This is a genomic window from Pseudomonas sp. Pseusp16 (genome assembly GCF_047324915.1).
Classification (GTDB): Bacteria; Pseudomonadota; Gammaproteobacteria; order Pseudomonadales; family Pseudomonadaceae; genus Aquipseudomonas; species Aquipseudomonas fluorescens_CD.
On the sequence record NZ_CP168522.1, the window covers coordinates 2,026,204 to 2,043,978 of the forward strand.

9 protein-coding genes are annotated in these 17,775 nt (G+C 57.9%); 5 read left to right on the forward strand and 4 right to left on the reverse strand.

Features of this window, described 5'->3' with window-relative positions:
* Positions 1 to 10 precede the first annotated feature (10 nt).
* Positions 11 to 6,685, reverse strand: a complete 6,675-nt coding sequence (locus ACEN8Q_RS09005; protein ID WP_413705021.1) for an NEL-type E3 ubiquitin ligase domain-containing protein — start codon at positions 6,683 to 6,685, stop codon at positions 11 to 13.
* Positions 6,686 to 6,863: 178 nt separating this feature from the next.
* On the opposite strand from ACEN8Q_RS09005, the gene ACEN8Q_RS09010 reads away from it, so the two are divergent.
* A complete protein-coding gene (locus ACEN8Q_RS09010; RefSeq protein WP_413423546.1) occupies positions 6,864 to 7,082 on the forward strand; it encodes a DUF2970 domain-containing protein in 219 nt (72 codons plus the stop codon).
* Positions 7,083 to 7,088: 6 nt separating this feature from the next.
* Here ACEN8Q_RS09010 and ACEN8Q_RS09015 read toward each other — a convergent pair whose 3' ends face one another.
* On the reverse strand, positions 7,089 to 8,174 hold the full coding sequence (locus tag ACEN8Q_RS09015; protein WP_413423548.1) for an ABC transporter substrate-binding protein: 1,086 nt from the start codon (positions 8,172 to 8,174) through the stop codon (positions 7,089 to 7,091).
* Between the two features lie 523 nt (positions 8,175 to 8,697).
* On the opposite strand from ACEN8Q_RS09015, the gene ACEN8Q_RS09020 reads away from it, so the two are divergent.
* Together ACEN8Q_RS09020 and ACEN8Q_RS09025 are read left to right on the forward strand one after the other, a co-directional pair.
* Positions 8,698 to 10,356, forward strand: coding sequence for a nitrite/sulfite reductase (locus ACEN8Q_RS09020; protein ID WP_413423550.1), 1,659 nt, complete (start codon positions 8,698 to 8,700; stop codon positions 10,354 to 10,356).
* Positions 10,340 to 10,834 carry a DUF934 domain-containing protein gene (locus ACEN8Q_RS09025; protein ID WP_413423552.1) on the forward strand — a complete coding sequence of 165 codons (495 nt, stop codon included), beginning with the start codon at positions 10,340 to 10,342 and terminating at the stop codon, positions 10,832 to 10,834. The genes ACEN8Q_RS09020 and ACEN8Q_RS09025 overlap by 17 nt, the downstream gene beginning before the upstream one ends.
* Before the next feature lie 45 nt (positions 10,835 to 10,879).
* Here the strand turns inward: ACEN8Q_RS09025 and ACEN8Q_RS09030 are convergent, their stop codons facing one another.
* Positions 10,880 to 14,794: a dermonecrotic toxin domain-containing protein gene (locus tag ACEN8Q_RS09030; protein ID WP_413705022.1), complete on the reverse strand. Its 3,915-nt coding sequence runs from the start codon at positions 14,792 to 14,794 to the stop codon at positions 10,880 to 10,882.
* 304 nt (positions 14,795 to 15,098) lie between these two features.
* Between ACEN8Q_RS09030 and ACEN8Q_RS09035 the strand changes: the two genes are divergently transcribed.
* On the forward strand, positions 15,099 to 15,686 hold the full coding sequence (locus ACEN8Q_RS09035; protein WP_413423556.1) for a hypothetical protein: 588 nt from the start codon (positions 15,099 to 15,101) through the stop codon (positions 15,684 to 15,686).
* 143 nt (positions 15,687 to 15,829) lie between these two features.
* Here ACEN8Q_RS09035 and sohB read toward each other — a convergent pair whose 3' ends face one another.
* On the reverse strand, positions 15,830 to 16,852 hold the full coding sequence (sohB, locus tag ACEN8Q_RS09040; protein ID WP_413423558.1) for a protease SohB: 1,023 nt from the start codon (positions 16,850 to 16,852) through the stop codon (positions 15,830 to 15,832).
* A gap of 201 nt (positions 16,853 to 17,053) precedes the next feature.
* Between sohB and ACEN8Q_RS09045 the strand changes: the two genes are divergently transcribed.
* A complete protein-coding gene (locus ACEN8Q_RS09045) occupies positions 17,054 to 17,764 on the forward strand; it encodes a histidine phosphatase family protein (protein ID WP_413423560.1) in 711 nt (236 codons plus the stop codon).
* The last annotated feature ends 11 nt before the right edge of the window (positions 17,765 to 17,775 follow it).

A 17,775-nucleotide genomic window follows, 5' to 3' on the forward strand; every position in this document is an offset into this window, starting at 1 on the left:
CCGTGATGTTTCACGCCCGCCGCAGATCCCCCGATGTGCCCGACTGCCCTGCCCCGCTGGCAGACAGGCCCATTTCCTCGACTTCCTTGCGAGACAGCTCGATCATCTTGCTGTTGCGTGCGGCTGCAAGTTCGAATAACTGACTCATCATTGCCGCTTCGTCGGCGTCATCCACCTCCTCGGAAACGTCCGCCTCGTCGAGTTGCCTGAACTCTTGCGGGTATTTTTCCTTGAGGTAGTCCACCCAGTAATCGCGCAGGATGATGTCTTCGAAAAAACCATCGCTCTGTTCGGCATTGCTGACTTGCATACGCGCATCAGCCAGTTGTTGGGGTGTTACACCCGAGGCATACGTCATGTGCCTGGGCTGACCGGGCAACTCAAGACCATCGTCCCACCCTCCCGTCAAACCGATTCGATAGCCCAGGCGCACCTCTGCCTGATCCTGACCGCCATGGGTGGCAGCTTTGGTCGCCAGATCGTCGACCTTGTCCAACCGGAACAGTTGTCTGGACAATTTCAACAGCGCTACACCTTTGGCCGCCGGACGCCCGACCGGAATATCCAGCAAGGCATTGTGGGTGAACACTTTGCTCTCCAGGCCACTGAAAGTCAGGATTCGACCATCGACACAGGTGCCATGGGTACTGGAGCTGGCGAACAGGACTTCCCGCAGCTCACTGTTGCTGGCGGCGGCCTCCAGCACCGTCCACACCCGTCGGGTCAGGTCCGCTTTGGCCACCCTGAACTCCTGCGTATCCTGTAAGCGCGACAGTAAATGGAAGAACGCAGCATTGTCCGGCTCCGCGGCGAGCTGGTTCCAGATTCGCGTTTTTCTGCCCGATTCTTCGGGGGAGGCATCGGTCAGCCACGCTGCTTCTTGTGCAGAATCAAGCGCCATATCGGAGAGATCTTCATCTGATTCGGCGCTCTCACTTTCGCTGTCATCGCTGGGTTCAGCCATCATATCGTCAAGTTCTGGGCGCGAGATCCCCAGCACAGAGTCGCGCCTGCCGGTTTCGCGGTATTCGCGCAGGAGTTCAAGACTCTCATGCGACAGGTTGTGGTTGTCACTCAGGTCGGTACCGGCCATCAAAGCTTCGTGACTGTTATCCAGGGCCTCTGGCGCAATCGTTGTGATGTCGTTACCACTCAGGTTCAAGATTCTGAGATGGCGGGCTTGCAGCACACCCTCCGGGAAGGCGGTCAGATCGTTGCGACGCAGATCGAGTGTCTCGAGTCGCTCAAAATGACTGACATCGAAAGTCTCCAGATCGTTGTAACCCAGATCCAGCCATTGCAAACGCTCCAGGCGGCTCAACGAGGTATAAAGGTGCTCGGTGTCGCTCAACCGGTTAGTGGAGAGCTCCAGCCGTTCAAGCTGACTCATGGACTGGATCGGCTCAGGCAAGTACTGCAGTTTATTGCCGTTAAGCTCCAGTGTTTTCACTTTTGCAAAGGCTCTGAAGAAGCCATTGGAGCCTTGTGCGGTAAGCCTTACTCCGGTCAGGTTCAAGGTATCCACATGGGAAAAACCTGCAGGCAGCTCAGGCAGATCACCCAGTTGCAGACCATTGAAATCCAGCTTTGAGCCTGCCACTGCACCAGTGTCGGTCAGCCCTTCGCGCCAGCACTCCATGATTCGCAAGGCGGCCGCCCGGCGGCTTTCGGACGACACTATCCAGCCATCACCGTGTGACTCCCGCGTAAACAGCCATCCATTCACCCGGCGCGTCAGTGCTTCGAACGTCTGGTCCCATCCGTCAAACCGCTCGCCGATCTGCACGTCGGTTGCCCCGTTCTCGCGCATCTGTTCGATCACTCGCAAGGCATCATCATCGGCCAGAGTCGGTTTCAACCGTTGCAGGCGCCTGGCGAAATGCACGCTGCCCTCGCCCATTGGGACAGGCGGCAGAGGCAACAAATGACGACTGATCGAATAGCTGCTCTCCTTCGGCGGGAAGGTCGGCGGCACTTGTTCCCGGGAGAATCTCTCCAATGAACCGGCCTCCAGCCCTTCGGCGGATTCGATCCGCTGCCAGGCGCCTTTCAGAGCCGTCACGGCTTGCGGGTTCAACGGCGTGCCGGTCAAATCGATTTTCAGCAGCACCTCATCCGGCAGTGTTGCCGGCAGCGAGGAAACCTTGCTGTCACGCAAATCCATCCAGATCAGCTGCGGCAGATCCTGTGCCCCAACGGGCCACTCATGCAGCTGCGTCGCTCGCAGATTCAGGGCCTTGAGCGAAGTCATTGCACTTACATCCAGTGAGTCCAGCGGGTTGCCGCTCAAGTCCAGGGATTCCAGAGCGCCCATACCCTCGAACGCTTGCTGAACTGCCGGGCCGACGACTATCCGGTTGCCGGAGAGATCCAGACGGATCAACTTCGCAAGGTCCTCTGCTGCAACCGGTACATCGGTCAAACCATTGCCACTGAGGTCGAGATTTTCAAGTTCGGAGAATCCTCTGACAAAGCCTCGAAATTGTTCAACGGGCACGCGCGCCGCCCTCAGATTCAATGTCCGCACATGGGGGAAAGCACCCGCGGGCAACTCCGGAAGCTCACTGACGTCCAGATTCGTCAACTCAAGCACCCTGGCATCGACATTCAAGCCGTACCGCTTGAACACTCCGTTTCGCCAGCAGGACTTGATAAACCCGGCCGTCCGCGAGCGCCCCACAAACTGATTCATATCCAGTAGCGCACGGTTGATCCAGTCATTCAATTGCCGCTCCAGTGCATTGAATTCCTCGCTCATGGCTTCAACCGCCTTGAACCTTGGCTCGGCCCCCAACCATTGCTGAAGGAAACCGTTGAACACCGCCCCAGAAGAAGCGTTCCCCCTCAACACGTCCAAACGGGTAAGTTCACCCTTGCAGTAGTCGCTGACCATTTCCTCCTGATCAACCAGATGTTCCGGGTGATTCTTGACGTACTCATACGCGAGCTTGAAGTTTTCGCGCGGGAACAGCGACCAGTCCAGCGACAACCCGGACCAGAGCTTTTCATGCCCCTCGAAGATGCCGTCGGGTAGCCTGCTGATGCTTGTACCTTTGAGGTTCAGGCGTTCAAGGCGGGGCAGCTCAAGAACTCCGGCCGGCCATTGGTTCAACGAAGGGGCAACGACCTCCAGTGTGCGCAGATTGCGCATCTGACTGACATCCAGGTTCATCGGCGCGAACCCCGAAGAATAAATACTCAGTTCCTCGAGCAATGTCAGGGAACTCAATTCTGATGTCAGATCTGCTGCCACGGAAGCGGATGAGTACAGCTCCAGAGCGGTGAGCTCACTCATTCCGCGCAATGCTTTCGGCACCTTGGTGAACTCACTGCTCGTTGCATTTATTCGTAGCCTTTTCAGCCCGGGAAAATTCGCCAGCAGTGCATCGGCATTGGCGTCAGTGATGCACCTCCCTCGAACGCTCAGTTCACGCACGTGTGAAAAGTCCGCAGTCAGAGAGGGAAGCGGATCATCGCAGACCAACTCCAGTGAATTTGAATGGGGAAGCTCTTCGGCCAACGGTGAGTTGCGCCAGCATTGCTTGATGTTGCGCGCGACCGAGGTCTTGCCCCCCTGCATGTACTGCAAAAAAGGATTCGCTGCGGGCTCACCCACCCATTCATCGAGCGTGGTCTGAAGTTCATCCCACTCACACATACGCGCCTGCAACAGATCATAAATCTGTGCATCGGTTTTCCCCGTCCGCAACTGCCTCAGGATAAAACCGTTGGCTTGCTGATTGGACAGCCCCGGATAAAGGTCCTGTACGCGCGTCAACAGAGAAGGATTGACGCCTTGCCCGCGTCCGCTGGCGTAGTAGCCCACGGTGCGCTCTGTTACACGTACGGGTGGTTTGAACCTTCTGTTGCTGCCGAAACGCTTTTGCAGCAATTGCGCCAACTCCATTCGATGTTTGCCGGCAGAATCGATAATCGCCATCTGCAGTTCGGCGCTCCGCCATACATGTGGAACGCCCAATGCCCGGCGGGACTCATCCGGCAAGGCGTGCATGATAGAGTCGAAAAAGCTGGCGCCGGGACCAGGTACACGGTTGAGTGCCATTCCCCGTTCATCAAACGCTTGAAAGGCCGGCCCCTGCTTCACCACATACCTGCGTGTCGCGGCAGTCTCGCTGCCAATGCCATCGATCAGCGGCCCGCTGATGTGGCCGTCGCGGATTTCCAGGCGCACATCGCCGGACCAGCCCGGCAGTTTTTCCAGTGCCCGCAATGCGAGCCACTGGCTGTCAGTCGACACCATATTCTCCATATGCAGACCGGCGAAAGCCTGGCTTGTACGCCCTACCCGCGCATACCAACGGGCCTCCTCCAGCATTCTCAACGGAATTCGTCGAGTGGAATCCAGGCGCGCGAGCTCCTCTGCGCTGGCATCCAGCAGAACTCTTTTCGCAGCAGACTCACTGAGGCCAGGACAAGCGCGCTGTAACCGACCGATGGATTGTCGGTGAACTGTCTGTTTGATGACCGGAGCCCCCCCAGGATCGGCCTTGAACAGCCGTAGGGCATCAAGCAATTCAGGGGGCGGAGGCAAATGATCCATATGCATTTTGCGCAAGGCGTTGTCGTTGACGCCACTGACATCGGCAACCTTGAGCAGTTGCTCGTCGCTGAGCTCATCGGTGACATGGCCCATACGCCGCAACAGGGTCAGTCGGTCCCATCCAAGCGGACGTTCAAACGTATGGCGCCAGGCGCCATGCCCGTTGTGTTCAAGAATGGGTTGCCAGGCCTGCTCATCCGTCGGATGGTTGATTCGCCATTTTTTCAGCGACTCATCGTAGGTTGTCTCGTAGTGCTTGCCGTTCTGCCGCACGTAAGTCTTGCCTTCGGCCCGGTACTGTCCCAACGCGTCAGGAGCAGCGGCGCGCCCCAGCGCGACATCACTCTCATAACCACGAAGGTCTGGTTTCCACAATCGTGTATCGCCATTGGCCCGCTGGATCTGCTCCATCCCCTCGATCATGGGTTCGGGCTTCACTGCTGCCAGTTTGCCGACGCCTTTGCCCACCCCAGCCATCACTCCTATCAGTGCCAGGTTTTCCGCCACATCGATCAGATGCGCCTTCGCCGCGTTGCGATCGCCCTCACTCCACTCGATGACCCCTTCGAAGGACTCGTACAACAGTTGCCCGGCCATCACTGTGAGCATGACCTCGCCCAGAACCGGTACGAACACCGACACCAGGTTCAACCCCAGCATGCCGATTTCCAGCAGATGATTGAGCTTCTCGGCGCGTACTTTTGCATCGACATCCGCAGTAGGGACCGCATGGCTGCGCGCATCGGCAATGACCTTCGCGCGGTTTTGCTCATAGAGATATGTCCAGAGGTCGGTGTTGGGGGCCCAGATGCCGGCAGCCCCTTGGCGAACGACGCTGCGAGGGTCGAGATAGGGATCTTCCACCGGTTCCCGCTTGCCCTGGTGCTCTGGAGGCAGCTCTTTGATACGGGTAAAAGTCGATAAAGGCGGAATGAACTGGGTGACTTTCACCCAGCTGGACCGCAATGGGTCAGACGGCGAGTCCGCCGTTTTGCGGGTGAACTGACTGAAATAATAAGGCCGGTCGGCGTAGGCCACAAACTGGCTGAAAAAACGCTGGTGCGCCGTCGGTGTGGCGTCATCTGGCGATGATGCCCCCCGGGCCGTGAACTGCCGTTTGAATTCTTCCCTCATCTGCGAAGACGTGTAGCGCTTGAGCGGATGCTCCGGGTCGTGGGGAACGTAGACAATGAAATCATTGGTATAACGATATTTTTCACAGATGCCGAACACAACGCAGCCAGTCATCCGCCGCTTCATCAAACTCAGGTCACAAAACCAGACCTGCCTGTCGCCAAGCCACGGATGGACTTCGCCATCAATCACCTCCTGGATCATTGCGTAGTCTTGCGGTTCGATATCCTGTTTCAACAAGGCCAGCTCAGCGGCCGCCCTCATCGCCGTTTTTTGGCTGGCAATGAATTGTTCACGAAGTGTCGTTTCCTTCTGCACCTGCGCGGGGTGGAAAAAGCCGTTCATATGGGCTTGATACTGCGCGCCGATATCCAGCGTGCGACAAAGTGACAAAAACTGACTGGTCGTCATATTGACGCTGACAACTTCGAACGTAGCGGGCGTCGATGTTTCTACGACAAACCCGGAGCTGCGGTGAAATGCGCCCTCCTCACACTCGGATTCTTCGAAGTTATGCAGTGCGGCCTGCAACAACGTCAGCTTCATGACCTCGAACGTCGAGACCTCTATCTCAAGGGCGCCAATTTCCAGGGGACGCCGCAGGCACACCATTGTTTTGTTGACGTCTGCCTCAATACCGAACTGATCCTTCAGGGCTTTGGCGAGTATCGGTGCAGCGAAGGTATCGATGTCCTGCAGCAACGACATCGTCTTGTCCAATCGGGTCTGCGCGGTGAAGCTCGCGTTGAAACTGTCGGTCAAAACCTGCTGTTGATACGCGGAGGCCTGTTGATACCAGTCCGGTAGGCGCGCATTGGTGTTTTTCATCGAAGCACGCCTTTGCGGCGTGGCGTCAACCAACCAGTCGGGAGCCATCAGCTGAAGAAGTCGATGGTGAACACTGCTTTTTCCTGGAACAGGATTTTTATTGTTCAAGGTTTGGGTGTGAATATCCGTCTCGGTGGACGAAGTCGGGGAATGGCTGGACATACTGTCTCTCCTGACAAATGGAGCGACATGACAGCATTGCGGATGGCCGCTGCTGCGGTAGATAGTTATTGCGGTCGCGAGGATTGATTACCCGATGCTTCGACAGCTGGCTGCTCAACCCCTGCACGAAGCGCCGGATTGGCTATGCTCTGAGGAACTACGTTCACGCGAGGGTTTTATGGACGATCCGGCCGACAACAAGCCGCCAACCTTCTGGCAAATGCTGCACAGCGTCATGGCAGCGGCTTTCGGGGTGCAGAGCGGGAAGAACCGGACCCGTGATTTCACTCACGGCAAGCCGAGTCATTTCGTGATTCTGGGGATTGGGTTCACGGTGGTGTTTGCATTGACGCTGTTCGGCATCGTCAAGCTGGTGCTGCTTCTGGCCGGGGTTTGAGGCGACTCAGTGCATCAGGGTTTGCAGGGTGAACGGGTAACGCCAGGACGCGGGACGTCCCTTGGCCGAGAGCTTGTGGAAATCCACGCCGAAGTCCTGCCCGGCGCCCATCGCCAGCAGCCGCCTGGCCTGTGCCCGGTCGATCAGCTGCAACAACGGAACCTGCCGGTCACGGCCACCGTACTGGCTGATGTCCACACCTTCATCGTAGTCATGCAATTGCACCAGCGCCCAGCCACCGAGGGTGAAGTGCCCGCCCAGCAACACACTGAGGCGACCGTCCAGCAGTGCCTGCAGCGCCGCGGGTGAATTGTTGATCGCGCCGAACAACACGCCTTTGCCCGGCACGCCTCCAGCTTCGACATATGCCTGCATCACGCCGAACGCCATTTCGTCATTCGCGGCCCAGACCAGCGACGTCTGCGGGTAGCGTTTTAACAACAACCTGGCCTGCTCATAGGCGCGTTGCCGGGTCCAGCCGCCGTATACCAATTGCCGCAAACGCACCTCGGGGTGCTCGGCCAGGGCGCGCCGCATGCCTTTCTCGCGAAACTGCGCGGACGGGGTGATTTTCAAACCGGAAAAAGCCAGCAAATCGATGGTCTGGCCGGGAGCTGCCGGGCCGTGCTGTCGGATCAGTTCCTTGAGCATCAGATAGCCGCCCTCCTCGTCATTGGGCACCAGGCTGCCGAGCAGGTCGGGATACTTGTCAGGTCGTGCGCCGACGAGCTTCATCTGGTCCGGGGTCAGGGCGTTGTTGACCATGAACAGCTTCACACCGCTGCCTTTGGCCAGCCGCAGGACTTCGGGGGCGATGTACTGCTCGTTGACGAAGACCAGGTAGTCGGGACGATGGTGGCCCTGAAGGGCTTCACGAGCCTGGCGGATGGTGTTTTCGGAGACGCGGTCGGAATACTGGATGCGCAAGTCCATCCCCAGGTCGGTCGCCGCGGCCTGCATGAACTGCGAGTAACTCAGCCAAAAAGCTTCCGTGGGGGTTCCCGGGTTCAGGAACAGCACTGACGCCGCCTGGGCACAAGGTCCCACGACCATGCCCAGCGTCAGTAAAACTCCACACAGAAACTTCAACATTGGTCGTCCGAGCCCCCGGAAATTCGCTGCGCATTATAGCCAGCGAACGCCCGTAAAACGGCGAATTATCCGTTTATTGTCGGACAATCGTCGGAACCGGGCCCGGACGGGGTCGTTTATTGATGGCTGACCCAGAAAACCGCCGTCCCCACGACCAGGATGATCAGGAACAAAATTGCCCAGGCATCAACGGTGCTATCGCTTTTCCGTGCTTTGGTTGGGTTGCTCATTGCATCGCCTCTTGTCGGTTTTATCGGTGATTGCATAAAGACTCGAGCAGAGTAAAGACGACGATTGCCCGCACCACAAACAGGGTCTTTGCAACAACGATTCTCATTAGGCGATTTGGTTCTTTACATATGCTCAAACATCACTTTTACGCATAACTGCAAACTGTTATCTTGCCCCGGCTCCGAAGGGAGTGCGCGGCCGTGCGCGCAGAATTGCAGAGGCTCCATCGGACTCCGGCAAGCACAAAAACGCAGCTGTATCCGAGCGACCCAAGCCTGAGAACAGGACTTATATGTACGTATACGACGAATACGATCAGCGGATCATCGAGGACCGCGTCAAGCAGTTCCGTGATCAGACCCGACGCTATCTGGCAGGCGAGCTGAGCGAAGAAGAATTCCGCCCCCTGCGCCTGCAAAATGGCCTTTATATCCAGCGTTTCGCACCGATGTTGCGAGTCGCCGTGCCTTACGGCCAACTGACTTCGCGGCAAGTGCGAATGATGGCCAGGATTGCCCGCGACTACGACAAGGGCTACGCCCACATCAGTACCCGGCAGAACGTGCAGTTCAACTGGCCTGCCGTGGAAGACATTCCGGACATTCTCGCTGAACTGGCCACCGTGCAGATGCACGCGATCCAGACCAGCGGCAACTGCCTGCGCAACGTCACCACCGACCAGTTTGCCGGCGTCGCCGCGGACGAACTGATCGACCCGCGCCCATGGTGCGAAATCGTTCGCCAGTGGACCACGTTCCACCCGGAATTTGCCTACCTGCCGCGTAAATTCAAGATCGCCGTCAACGGTTCGACCTCCGACCGCGCCGCCATCGAAGTCCATGACATCGGCCTTGAGCCTGTGCACAACGCCGCTGGCGAACTGGGCTTCCGTGTGTTGGTCGGCGGCGGCCTGGGCCGTACGCCGGTGGTGGGTGCATTCATCAATGAATTCCTGCCATGGCAAGACCTGTTGAGCTACCTCGATGCCATCCTGCGGGTCTACAACCGTTACGGCCGTCGCGACAACAAGTACAAGGCGCGGATCAAGATCCTGGTCAAAGCGCTGACGCCTGAAGTCTTCGCGCAGAAAGTCGATGCGGAAATGGAGCACCTGCGCGGTGGCCAGACCACACTGACCGACGCCGAAGTGCAGCGCGTCGCCAAGCACTTCGTCGACCCGGACTACAAGGCGCTGGAGAACCAGACCGCCGCCCTGGCCGAGCTCGACCAGCAGCACCCGGGCTTCGCCCGTTGGCGCGCACGCAACACCCTGGCCCACAAGAAGCCAGGCTACGTGGCCGTGACCTTGTCCCTGAAGCCAACCGGCGTTGCACCGGGCGACATCACCGACAAGCAGCTCGACGCCGTAGCCGACCTGGCAGACCGTTACAGCTTCGGTCAACTGCGTACCTCCCACGAGCAGAACATCATTCTGGCCGACGTCGAGCAGGACAAGCTGTTCGCCATGTGGGGCGAGCTGCGCGAGCAAGGCTTCGCCACGCCGAACATCGGCTTGCTGACCGACATCATCTGCTGCCCGGGTGGTGACTTCTGCTCCCTGGCCAACGCCAAATCGATCCCGATCGCCGAATCGATCCAGCGCCGTTTCGACGACCTGGACTACCTGTTCGACATCGGCGAACTGGACCTGAACATCTCCGGTTGCATGAACGCCTGTGGTCACCACCACGTCGGCCACATCGGCATTCTCGGGGTGGACAAGAAAGGCGAAGAGTTCTACCAGGTTTCCCTCGGCGGCAGCGCCAGTCGCGACGCCAGCCTGGGCAAGATCCTCGGCCCGTCCTTCGCCCAGGAAGCCATGCCTGACGTGATCGAGAAGCTGATCGACGTGTACATCGAACAACGTACCGAAGACGAGCGTTTCATCGACACCTACCAGCGTATTGGCATCGACCTCTTCAAGGAACGCGTCTATGCAGCGAATAATTAAGAACAACGAGGTCGTCGACGAGACCTGGCACCTGCTGCCCAAGGATTTCAATATCGACGGGATCACCAACTGCGACGACTACATCGTCCCGTTGCAGCTGTGGCGCGAACACAGCCGTATGCTCCTGGCCCGCGACGGTGGCCTGGGCATCTGGCTCGACGCTGATGAAGAAGCCGAGGAAATCGGCGAAGACGTGGCGCAGTTCCAGGTCATCGCCCTGAACTTCCCGGCCTTCACCGATGGCCGCAACTACTCCAATGCCCGCCTGCTGCGTGACCGTTATGGTTTCAAGGGCGAATTGCGGGCCATTGGCGACGTGCTGCGCGACCAGTTGTTCTACATGCATCGCTGTGGATTCGACGCGTTTGCCGTACGCCCCGATAAAGACCCGTATGAAGCGTTGGAAGGTCTCAAGGACTTTTCGGTGACCTACCAGGCCGCCACTGACGAACCGCTGCCGCTGTTCCGTCGCCGCTGACCGTGATGCCTTGAGCCCTTGGCAGGGCTCAAGGCTCATCGGCTGTTACCGGCCACTCTCCGGAAACGGAAACGGCCGACCCAAAGCCACCCAGTCGCTGTAGAGCTTCGCCCGGCCTTCCAGTGCGGTGAACGCCGCAAACGGATTGTCGAACGCACCCGCGGGCAGCGGTGCATCCTGAGTCAGCCTCCCCCACAATTCCTGCGAAGCGTCTGCTTCAGTCAACAATCGCCATACTCGCGCCTGAAGGTCCGGATAATCCACCTGGAAATCCGCAGTGAGCGCCAATGAACTCACGGTCCCCAGAAATCGCTGGCCACGAGGCCTGAGTGCCAGGCGTTGCCAGACCTGCAGCCGGGCATCCCGCTGCGTCTCGTCAATGCCATGCAACCAGGCAGACGGTTGCAAATAGTCGGGACCTGGCGTGCCCAGCCAAAGATTGATGCCCGTTTGTTCCCGATGCCTGACCAGCCGCTGCAACGTGTCCTCATCGGTCAAGGGGTTGTTCCACAGCAATACACGGTCCCTGGCAATGGCCTGGTTCAGGACTGCCTGTGGTACTCGATGAATCAGGTTATCGCGCAGGTCCAGAGTGGTCAGGTACGGCTGCTCCATGACCCCCACCGGACACGTTGTGATACCCGTATTGTTCAGCTTCAGCATTCGTAGCTGGTTCATTCCAAACACCATCGGGGGGACACCCAACGGGTTCTCGCTCAGGTCCAGCGATTGCAGATTGCCCAACTGACTCAACTGCGCGGCGGTATGTTCCTGGAATGTCAGGTGCGTGGAACGAAGATTCAGTGAAACGAGATGTTGTAGCTGGGGGATCGTCGATGGCAATGCGCTTTCCACTTGCCCCGAGATATCGGTCAATCTCAAGTCGGTGCCCTCCATGTCCAACCTGCGCAACTCAGGGAAGCACTCCAGAAAACCATTGAGGGTGCCTGGTTCTGTCAGGTGGAAGTTCTTCAGGTTCAGCTCCACTACATCGCTGAACCGCACGTTCAGTACCGGCAATCGATGATAGTCCTCATGGCTCATGTCAATCGTGAAACCGCGTCGATAATCCCCCGAGTAGTGGCTGTTGTGCTGCGGAGCACGCTTTTGCCAGATGGCAATCAGCTCTTCCCCCAGCTCGTATCGGGACTCGCCTTCGTGCTCCATGACGCCTTGCAGCAACTCAGTGTTGCGCAGTTCGATTTGTGCAGGCGTCAGTCCCTCTGCTGCGGGATCACCCATTTGCAAAAAAGGCACATCCATGTCGTCGATATCCACCGCCACCTGGTCGAGCCAGCCTTGCAGATCCGTGTACAGTTGCTGCAACTGCAGTTTTGAGCTGTCGATATACGCCTGGGCTCCGCTACCCAATTGCCGTAGCGCCCCGTCGGCCTCGTCGTCGGAGAATTCGGGATAGATCTCCTTGAGCTGCATACGCATCATGGCGTGGGTCAAGGCTCCCTCACGAGGCGTGTCCGGATAACCTCCTCCCCTGAGACCCTGCGCTTCGAAGGGCAACCCTGAGTCCATTCTGTCGAGCCCCAGGACCAGTTCCGGACGGGACAACGCGTATTCGCTGACGCAAAGTTTCAACCCGGCAACCGGATCATTCGACGATAGCTGCAAGGCCGCACGCTCCTCCTCGGACAGGACACCGACAATAGCCTCATGAAATGGCGTGCCGACGAAGGGTCGAGTCGAAAAGCCGTAGGGTTGATAATACTCTCCCACCTTGATCAGGCGTCGACAGTCAGGCGCTTCGAGCGGCCCTCCACGGTCCAGGACCCTACCGCCGGGTGAACCATCGAGCACTTCGATTCGCAGGCTCTTCGGCCAGCCGGGCAGGTTTTTCAGGGAGTGCATGGCCAATATGTCCGACTCGGGATTGGTTGCCGCGCGAAGATATAACCCTTCATAGGCACGATTGAGGCGCACATGCTTCTGGTATTGGCGTGCCTTGTGGTCCAGCTGCTTGAACGTTCGCTTGGCTTCGACCACATCCAATGGCACCTTGAAATCGATGCCATGACGATCGAGCATTTGTTCCACGGCAGCTTTGGGCAGCCCGGGATATTGTCGTTGGAACAATCGCACCCACTCATGCTCGGACTGCTGCAGCGCCTGGTAGCGCTGATTGAACAATTCGATACGTGCAACCAATGAATCAGCGAGCACTGAAACCTCCTGATCGATCCTGAAGCGCTCAATGGTATCGGCCAGCAACGGGGTGGGTGCCCGACCCGCCTGCATCAGGCGCAGCATGTCGTCATCGACTGCGCTGACCTTGCCGATCTGTGCCAGCACCTCATCGCTGAATGAAGCAAATGGTGCGCAGACACCGCGCATCAACTCCAGACGGGTCACCACCGTCGCTGGAGCAGGTACAGGTTTGATCGTCACATCAGGCAAAGAATGAGCGCCCGGTTCACGGACCGGTTCACCGGGTTCGTGCAGCGTTTCACCCAGTGCCTTGGCACTTGAGCCTTCGCCCTTGAGTGCAACTCCCGCCCCGGCCAGCGGCAACGCGTTGAGCAAACCGAATACCGTACGGGTGATGCCTTCGGAACGCTGCTCCGGGGTTTTTCCGTTGACGGCCTGATCGAGGCCGTAGCCGGCATCGATGATTCCGGCCAGCACCAGCAAGCCCTCGCCACCAGGAACAAACAAGGCCAACGGGCCGAACTGGTTGATCCAGCGCACAAGCGGTTCAACCACCGCACTGAGGTTGTCACGATTGACCTGGGCATCGTCGCGGATGGTTTTGACGCTGGCCATCGCCGCTTGCCTCATGGTCAATACCAGTTGTGCAAAAGGGTCTGTGGCCGCAGAAGAGCGTTCGAAATCGATGTAGTCCTGCGGATCCCAAAAACCGTCGTCATTGAAGAACCCGGCGGTCTTTTTCAGCCTGTATTCATTCGGATAAGCCGCCAGGCCCTCCAGCGCAGTCAGTACACCCGCATGGAAGGTGCCGTCGTCACGGTCTTCTTCGGCAAAATGGCTGGCCAGAGCCTGTTGCGTGTCGCGATTCCTGCCTTGGGCCACGACCCAGTCGCGCATGTGCCGGATGTCGGCGAACTCATGCAAGGGCGAGGAGTTGGCCGGGATATACAGCAGCACTCGGGCGCTGCTGCGCTGGCGAAAAAACCAGATGTCGGACGAGGTGTAGCGGTAGATCGTCAGGCGTCCCGCTTCGATCTGCGTACCAACGCGGGTTGGCGCTTGCAGTTGGGCGATGGCCAAAGCTTCCCAGGTCTGCTCCGCCGGCAATCCTGCCGCCTGCATCGCCAATGCCAGGCCGCCCTCGCTCAGGCTGCCTTCCTGATGTTGCAGGCAAGCGCTCATGACAAAAGCCGCCTTGACCGATGTCCTCATCGCGTAAGGCTCGGCCCGCACGATCCGCTCAGCGGAGGGCCAGGCTTGGTCGAGATAGGCCTGATAGCGGGACTGCAGCTCCAGCTCCCAAACCCACCTCTTGAAGTCGGCCGGCCTGAGGGCGATTTGTGTCGAGGGACCGTAGGTCTGTGGTGTTGTACTCCGATAGATCCCTTCATAGTCGTGGTAGTAATCCACGGCTCTGGCCGCCGCATCATCGACTGGATCAACGATATGAATCTCAGGCCCGATGTCCGGAGGTGTATACAAACCGAACGCCGTTTCGCCGAAACGGCCGTCAGCCGCAGTTTGATAATTCGACAGTAATGCCTGCACCAGGGTGCGTGAGTTGTTTACCCGCCCCTGATGGATCGCGCCCCGCCCGGCACTCGCGTCGGAGTCGTAGTCAAGCGTTACCAACAGGGCTGAATCTGGATCGATATCCTGCCCCCACTTTTCCCGGATCAGTTGTGCACCGAATTGCTCCGGCGTTTGCGGCAGTGCGGTCGCAATCGCCGTTTTCAATTCATCACGCATGGGCCGAGCTGGATGCGGCGGTGCTTCGTGGTCGCGCAGAGGGTCATTCATGTGCATTCCATGGCAACTATTTTTGGAACACCAACATAACCAGCCGCCGCGTTGCCGAAAGCAGGAACTGTCGCCTGTTACCTACAGAGATTTCGCCATGCCGTGGAGGACACAGGACACACAGGAGAAGCATTCACAGGCAAAAAAAGCGGGACACAACTCAAGCTAATTGACCAACCAGACAACCAGCATCACAGTAATAACTTTACAACTTGAAAACCCCGGAAATACATTCCGCACAATGCTATTTATTTTACGCGATAGAGTTTGAAAAACTCAGCTAACCGCAAAAGGATCTTGCACGATGTATATTTCAGATGAAGCCCGAAACTCTGCACTCAAAACACTTTGGAAAGAAGAGGATTTTAGTTATCTCGCCATTTTATACTGCGATGCCAATGGCGACATTGGCTACATCCCCATCCAGACAGATAACACTCTTATCCATATTCAACACGAGGAATGGCCAGAAGTTGACAATGTTCGCTTCAAGAGCCTCGAGAACCTGCTTGAAGCCCTGGAGTCAAATGGCTTTAAACAGCTTCCAGGTGAAATGGACAGCATAGAGCTGCCATGGTCTTCATATTCTGACCTCCCGACTACATTACAAGAGCAACTCAATGAGCCCGGGATGTTTATACTCGACCGCGACTATAGATTCCAGTTTCAGTTCAATGGATACACGCCAGGACCATCGGCATTTCCAATATCGCTTGATGGCGACAGTGTTTACCTGAAAAAAGGACTGATCAGTGCAATGGATGAAATTCGCTTTGCCGACATCGATTCACTGATCAAGGCGTCGGCCACTTATGGCGATGAGGGAAGGATCCTGGATTGGTATATCAATAACAGCCTTGCCCGAATTCCGAAAATAACATGGCAGCGCTGAGCAACGAATCAACACTTGCCCTCTTAAGGTATTAGTCTCCATTAAAAGTGGCCTTGAACATTGCCTGCATGGCATCGCTCAAGGCCTTTTAATCGTTCAAAATACAAAAGCGGACAATAGCGATTAGCCGATTGAGCGCAGAATTACCAGAAGCGTTGCTGGGTCAAACGGCTCCACCAGCTCAGCAACAGGCGGTCGACCGAACCGCTGGCGGCCATGCCAATGCGCTCCTGCAGGCTTTTGCGCTCGGCATAGTGCAGGTGATAAAGCTCGGACTGCCTGGCGCGCTCGGCGAGGTATTCATCGCTGGTCTTGAGTTCGTCGACCAGGTGTTTTTCCAGTGCCGCGACGCCGAGCCAGATTTCGCCGGTGGCCACTTCATCGATCGCCAGTTGCGGGCGATAGCGCGACACGAAGTTCTTGAACAGTTGATGGGTGATGTCCAGGTCTTGCTGGAACTTCTCCCGCCCCTTCTCGGTGTTTTCGCCAAACACGGTCAGGGTGCGCTTGTACTCACCGGCGGTCAGCACTTCGAAGTCGATGTCGTGCTTTTTCAGCAAGCGATTGACGTTGGGCAACTGCGCCACCACGCCAATCGAGCCGAGGATCGCGAACGGTGCACTGATGATCTTCTGGCCAATGCACGCCATCATGTAGCCGCCGCTGGCCGCGACCTTGTCGATGCACACGGTCAAGGGCACGCCGGCTTCACGGATACGTGCCAGTTGCGAGGAAGCCAGGCCGTAGCTGTGAACCATGCCGCCGCCGCTTTCCAGGCGCAGCACCACTTCGTCCTTCGCAGTGGCGAGGGTCAGCAAGGCAGTGATTTCGTGGCGCAGGCTTTCGGTGGCCGATGCCTTGATATCGCCATTGAAATCCAGCACGAACACCCGGGGCTTGGCCTCGGTTTTTTTCTTCTGTTTCTTGTCGGTTTTAGCCTGGGTCTTGCGCAAGGCCTTGAGCTGGTCCTTGTCGAGCAGGGTTTGCTCCAGGCGTTCGCGCAGCCCTTTGTAGAAATCATTGAGCTTGCTGACCTGCAACTGACCGGACGACTTGCGCCGCCCTTTGCTGCGCAAGGCCGCAAAACTGGCCAGGACCACCAGAATGGCGATCACCAGGGTCACGGTCTTGGCCAGGAAAATGGCGTACTCGGAAAAAAACTCCACAGGGACTCCTCAAACGATGCGCGGCTCGAACGCGCGCGGGATACTTCCAGCATACCCATGCGCCGGCCTTGCGACCAGTCGCGTAACCTCCGGCAACAGGCCTGTAACGGGCATTTCAAACAAGCGTATGTTTTTTCATTGACAGCTCACCGCCATCCTCATAACCTCGCCAAACCTTCAACGTACCGGGATGACGCGGACGTGGGCAGCATCTATTTGATTCGACATGGCCAGGCCTCCTTCGGTGCAGACGACTACGACGTCCTGTCGCCGACCGGCATTCGTCAGGCTGAAATCCTTGGCCGGCACCTTGCCGAACTCGGGATCAGCTTCGACCGCTGCCTGGCGGGGGATTTGCGCCGTCAGCAGCACACGGCCAACAGCGCGCTGGAACAGTTCGCAGCAGTGGGCCTGCCGGTGCCGCTCCTGGAAACCGACTCCGCCTTCAACGAATTCGACGCCGATGCGGTGATCCGCGCGCTGCTGCCGGCCATGCTGCCGGACGAACCCGAAGCGTTGCATATCTTGCGCAACGCCGCGCAAAACCGGGGTGAGTTCCAGCGTATCTTCGCCCTGATCATCGAACGCTGGCTAACCGGCACCTACGACACACCGGGCCTGGAAAGCTGGCTGGGGTTTGTCGAGCGGGTACAGGCCGGCTTGCATCGCATCCTCGACCAGGCCGACAACACCCAGAAAATCGCCGTGTTCACGTCCGGCGGCACCATCACCGCCCTGCTCCACCTGATTACGCAAATGCCTGCCCGGCAGGCCTTTGAATTGAACTGGCAAATCGTCAACACCTCGCTCAACCAACTCAAGTTTCGTGGTCGCGAGGTGGCCCTGGCTTCCTTCAACAGTCATGCGCACCTGCAGCTGTTGAAGGCCCCGGAACTCATCACGTTTCGCTGAGTCCGGACTAT

Bases quoted from the DNA above. Each gene is read 5' to 3' on its own strand.
- ACEN8Q_RS09005 (WP_413705021.1), bottom strand. From the start codon at position 6,685: ATGTCCAGCCATTCCCCGACTTCGTCCACCGAGACGGATATTCACACC.
- ACEN8Q_RS09010 (WP_413423546.1), top strand. From the start codon at position 6,864: ATGGACGATCCGGCCGACAACAAGCCGCCAACCTTCTGGCAAATGCTG.
- ACEN8Q_RS09015 (WP_413423548.1), bottom strand. From the start codon at position 8,174: ATGTTGAAGTTTCTGTGTGGAGTTTTACTGACGCTGGGCATGGTCGTG.
- ACEN8Q_RS09020 (WP_413423550.1), top strand. From the start codon at position 8,698: ATGTACGTATACGACGAATACGATCAGCGGATCATCGAGGACCGCGTC.
- ACEN8Q_RS09025 (WP_413423552.1), top strand. From the start codon at position 10,340: ATGCAGCGAATAATTAAGAACAACGAGGTCGTCGACGAGACCTGGCAC.
- ACEN8Q_RS09030 (WP_413705022.1), bottom strand. From the start codon at position 14,794: ATGAATGACCCTCTGCGCGACCACGAAGCACCGCCGCATCCAGCTCGG.
- ACEN8Q_RS09035 (WP_413423556.1), top strand. From the start codon at position 15,099: ATGTATATTTCAGATGAAGCCCGAAACTCTGCACTCAAAACACTTTGG.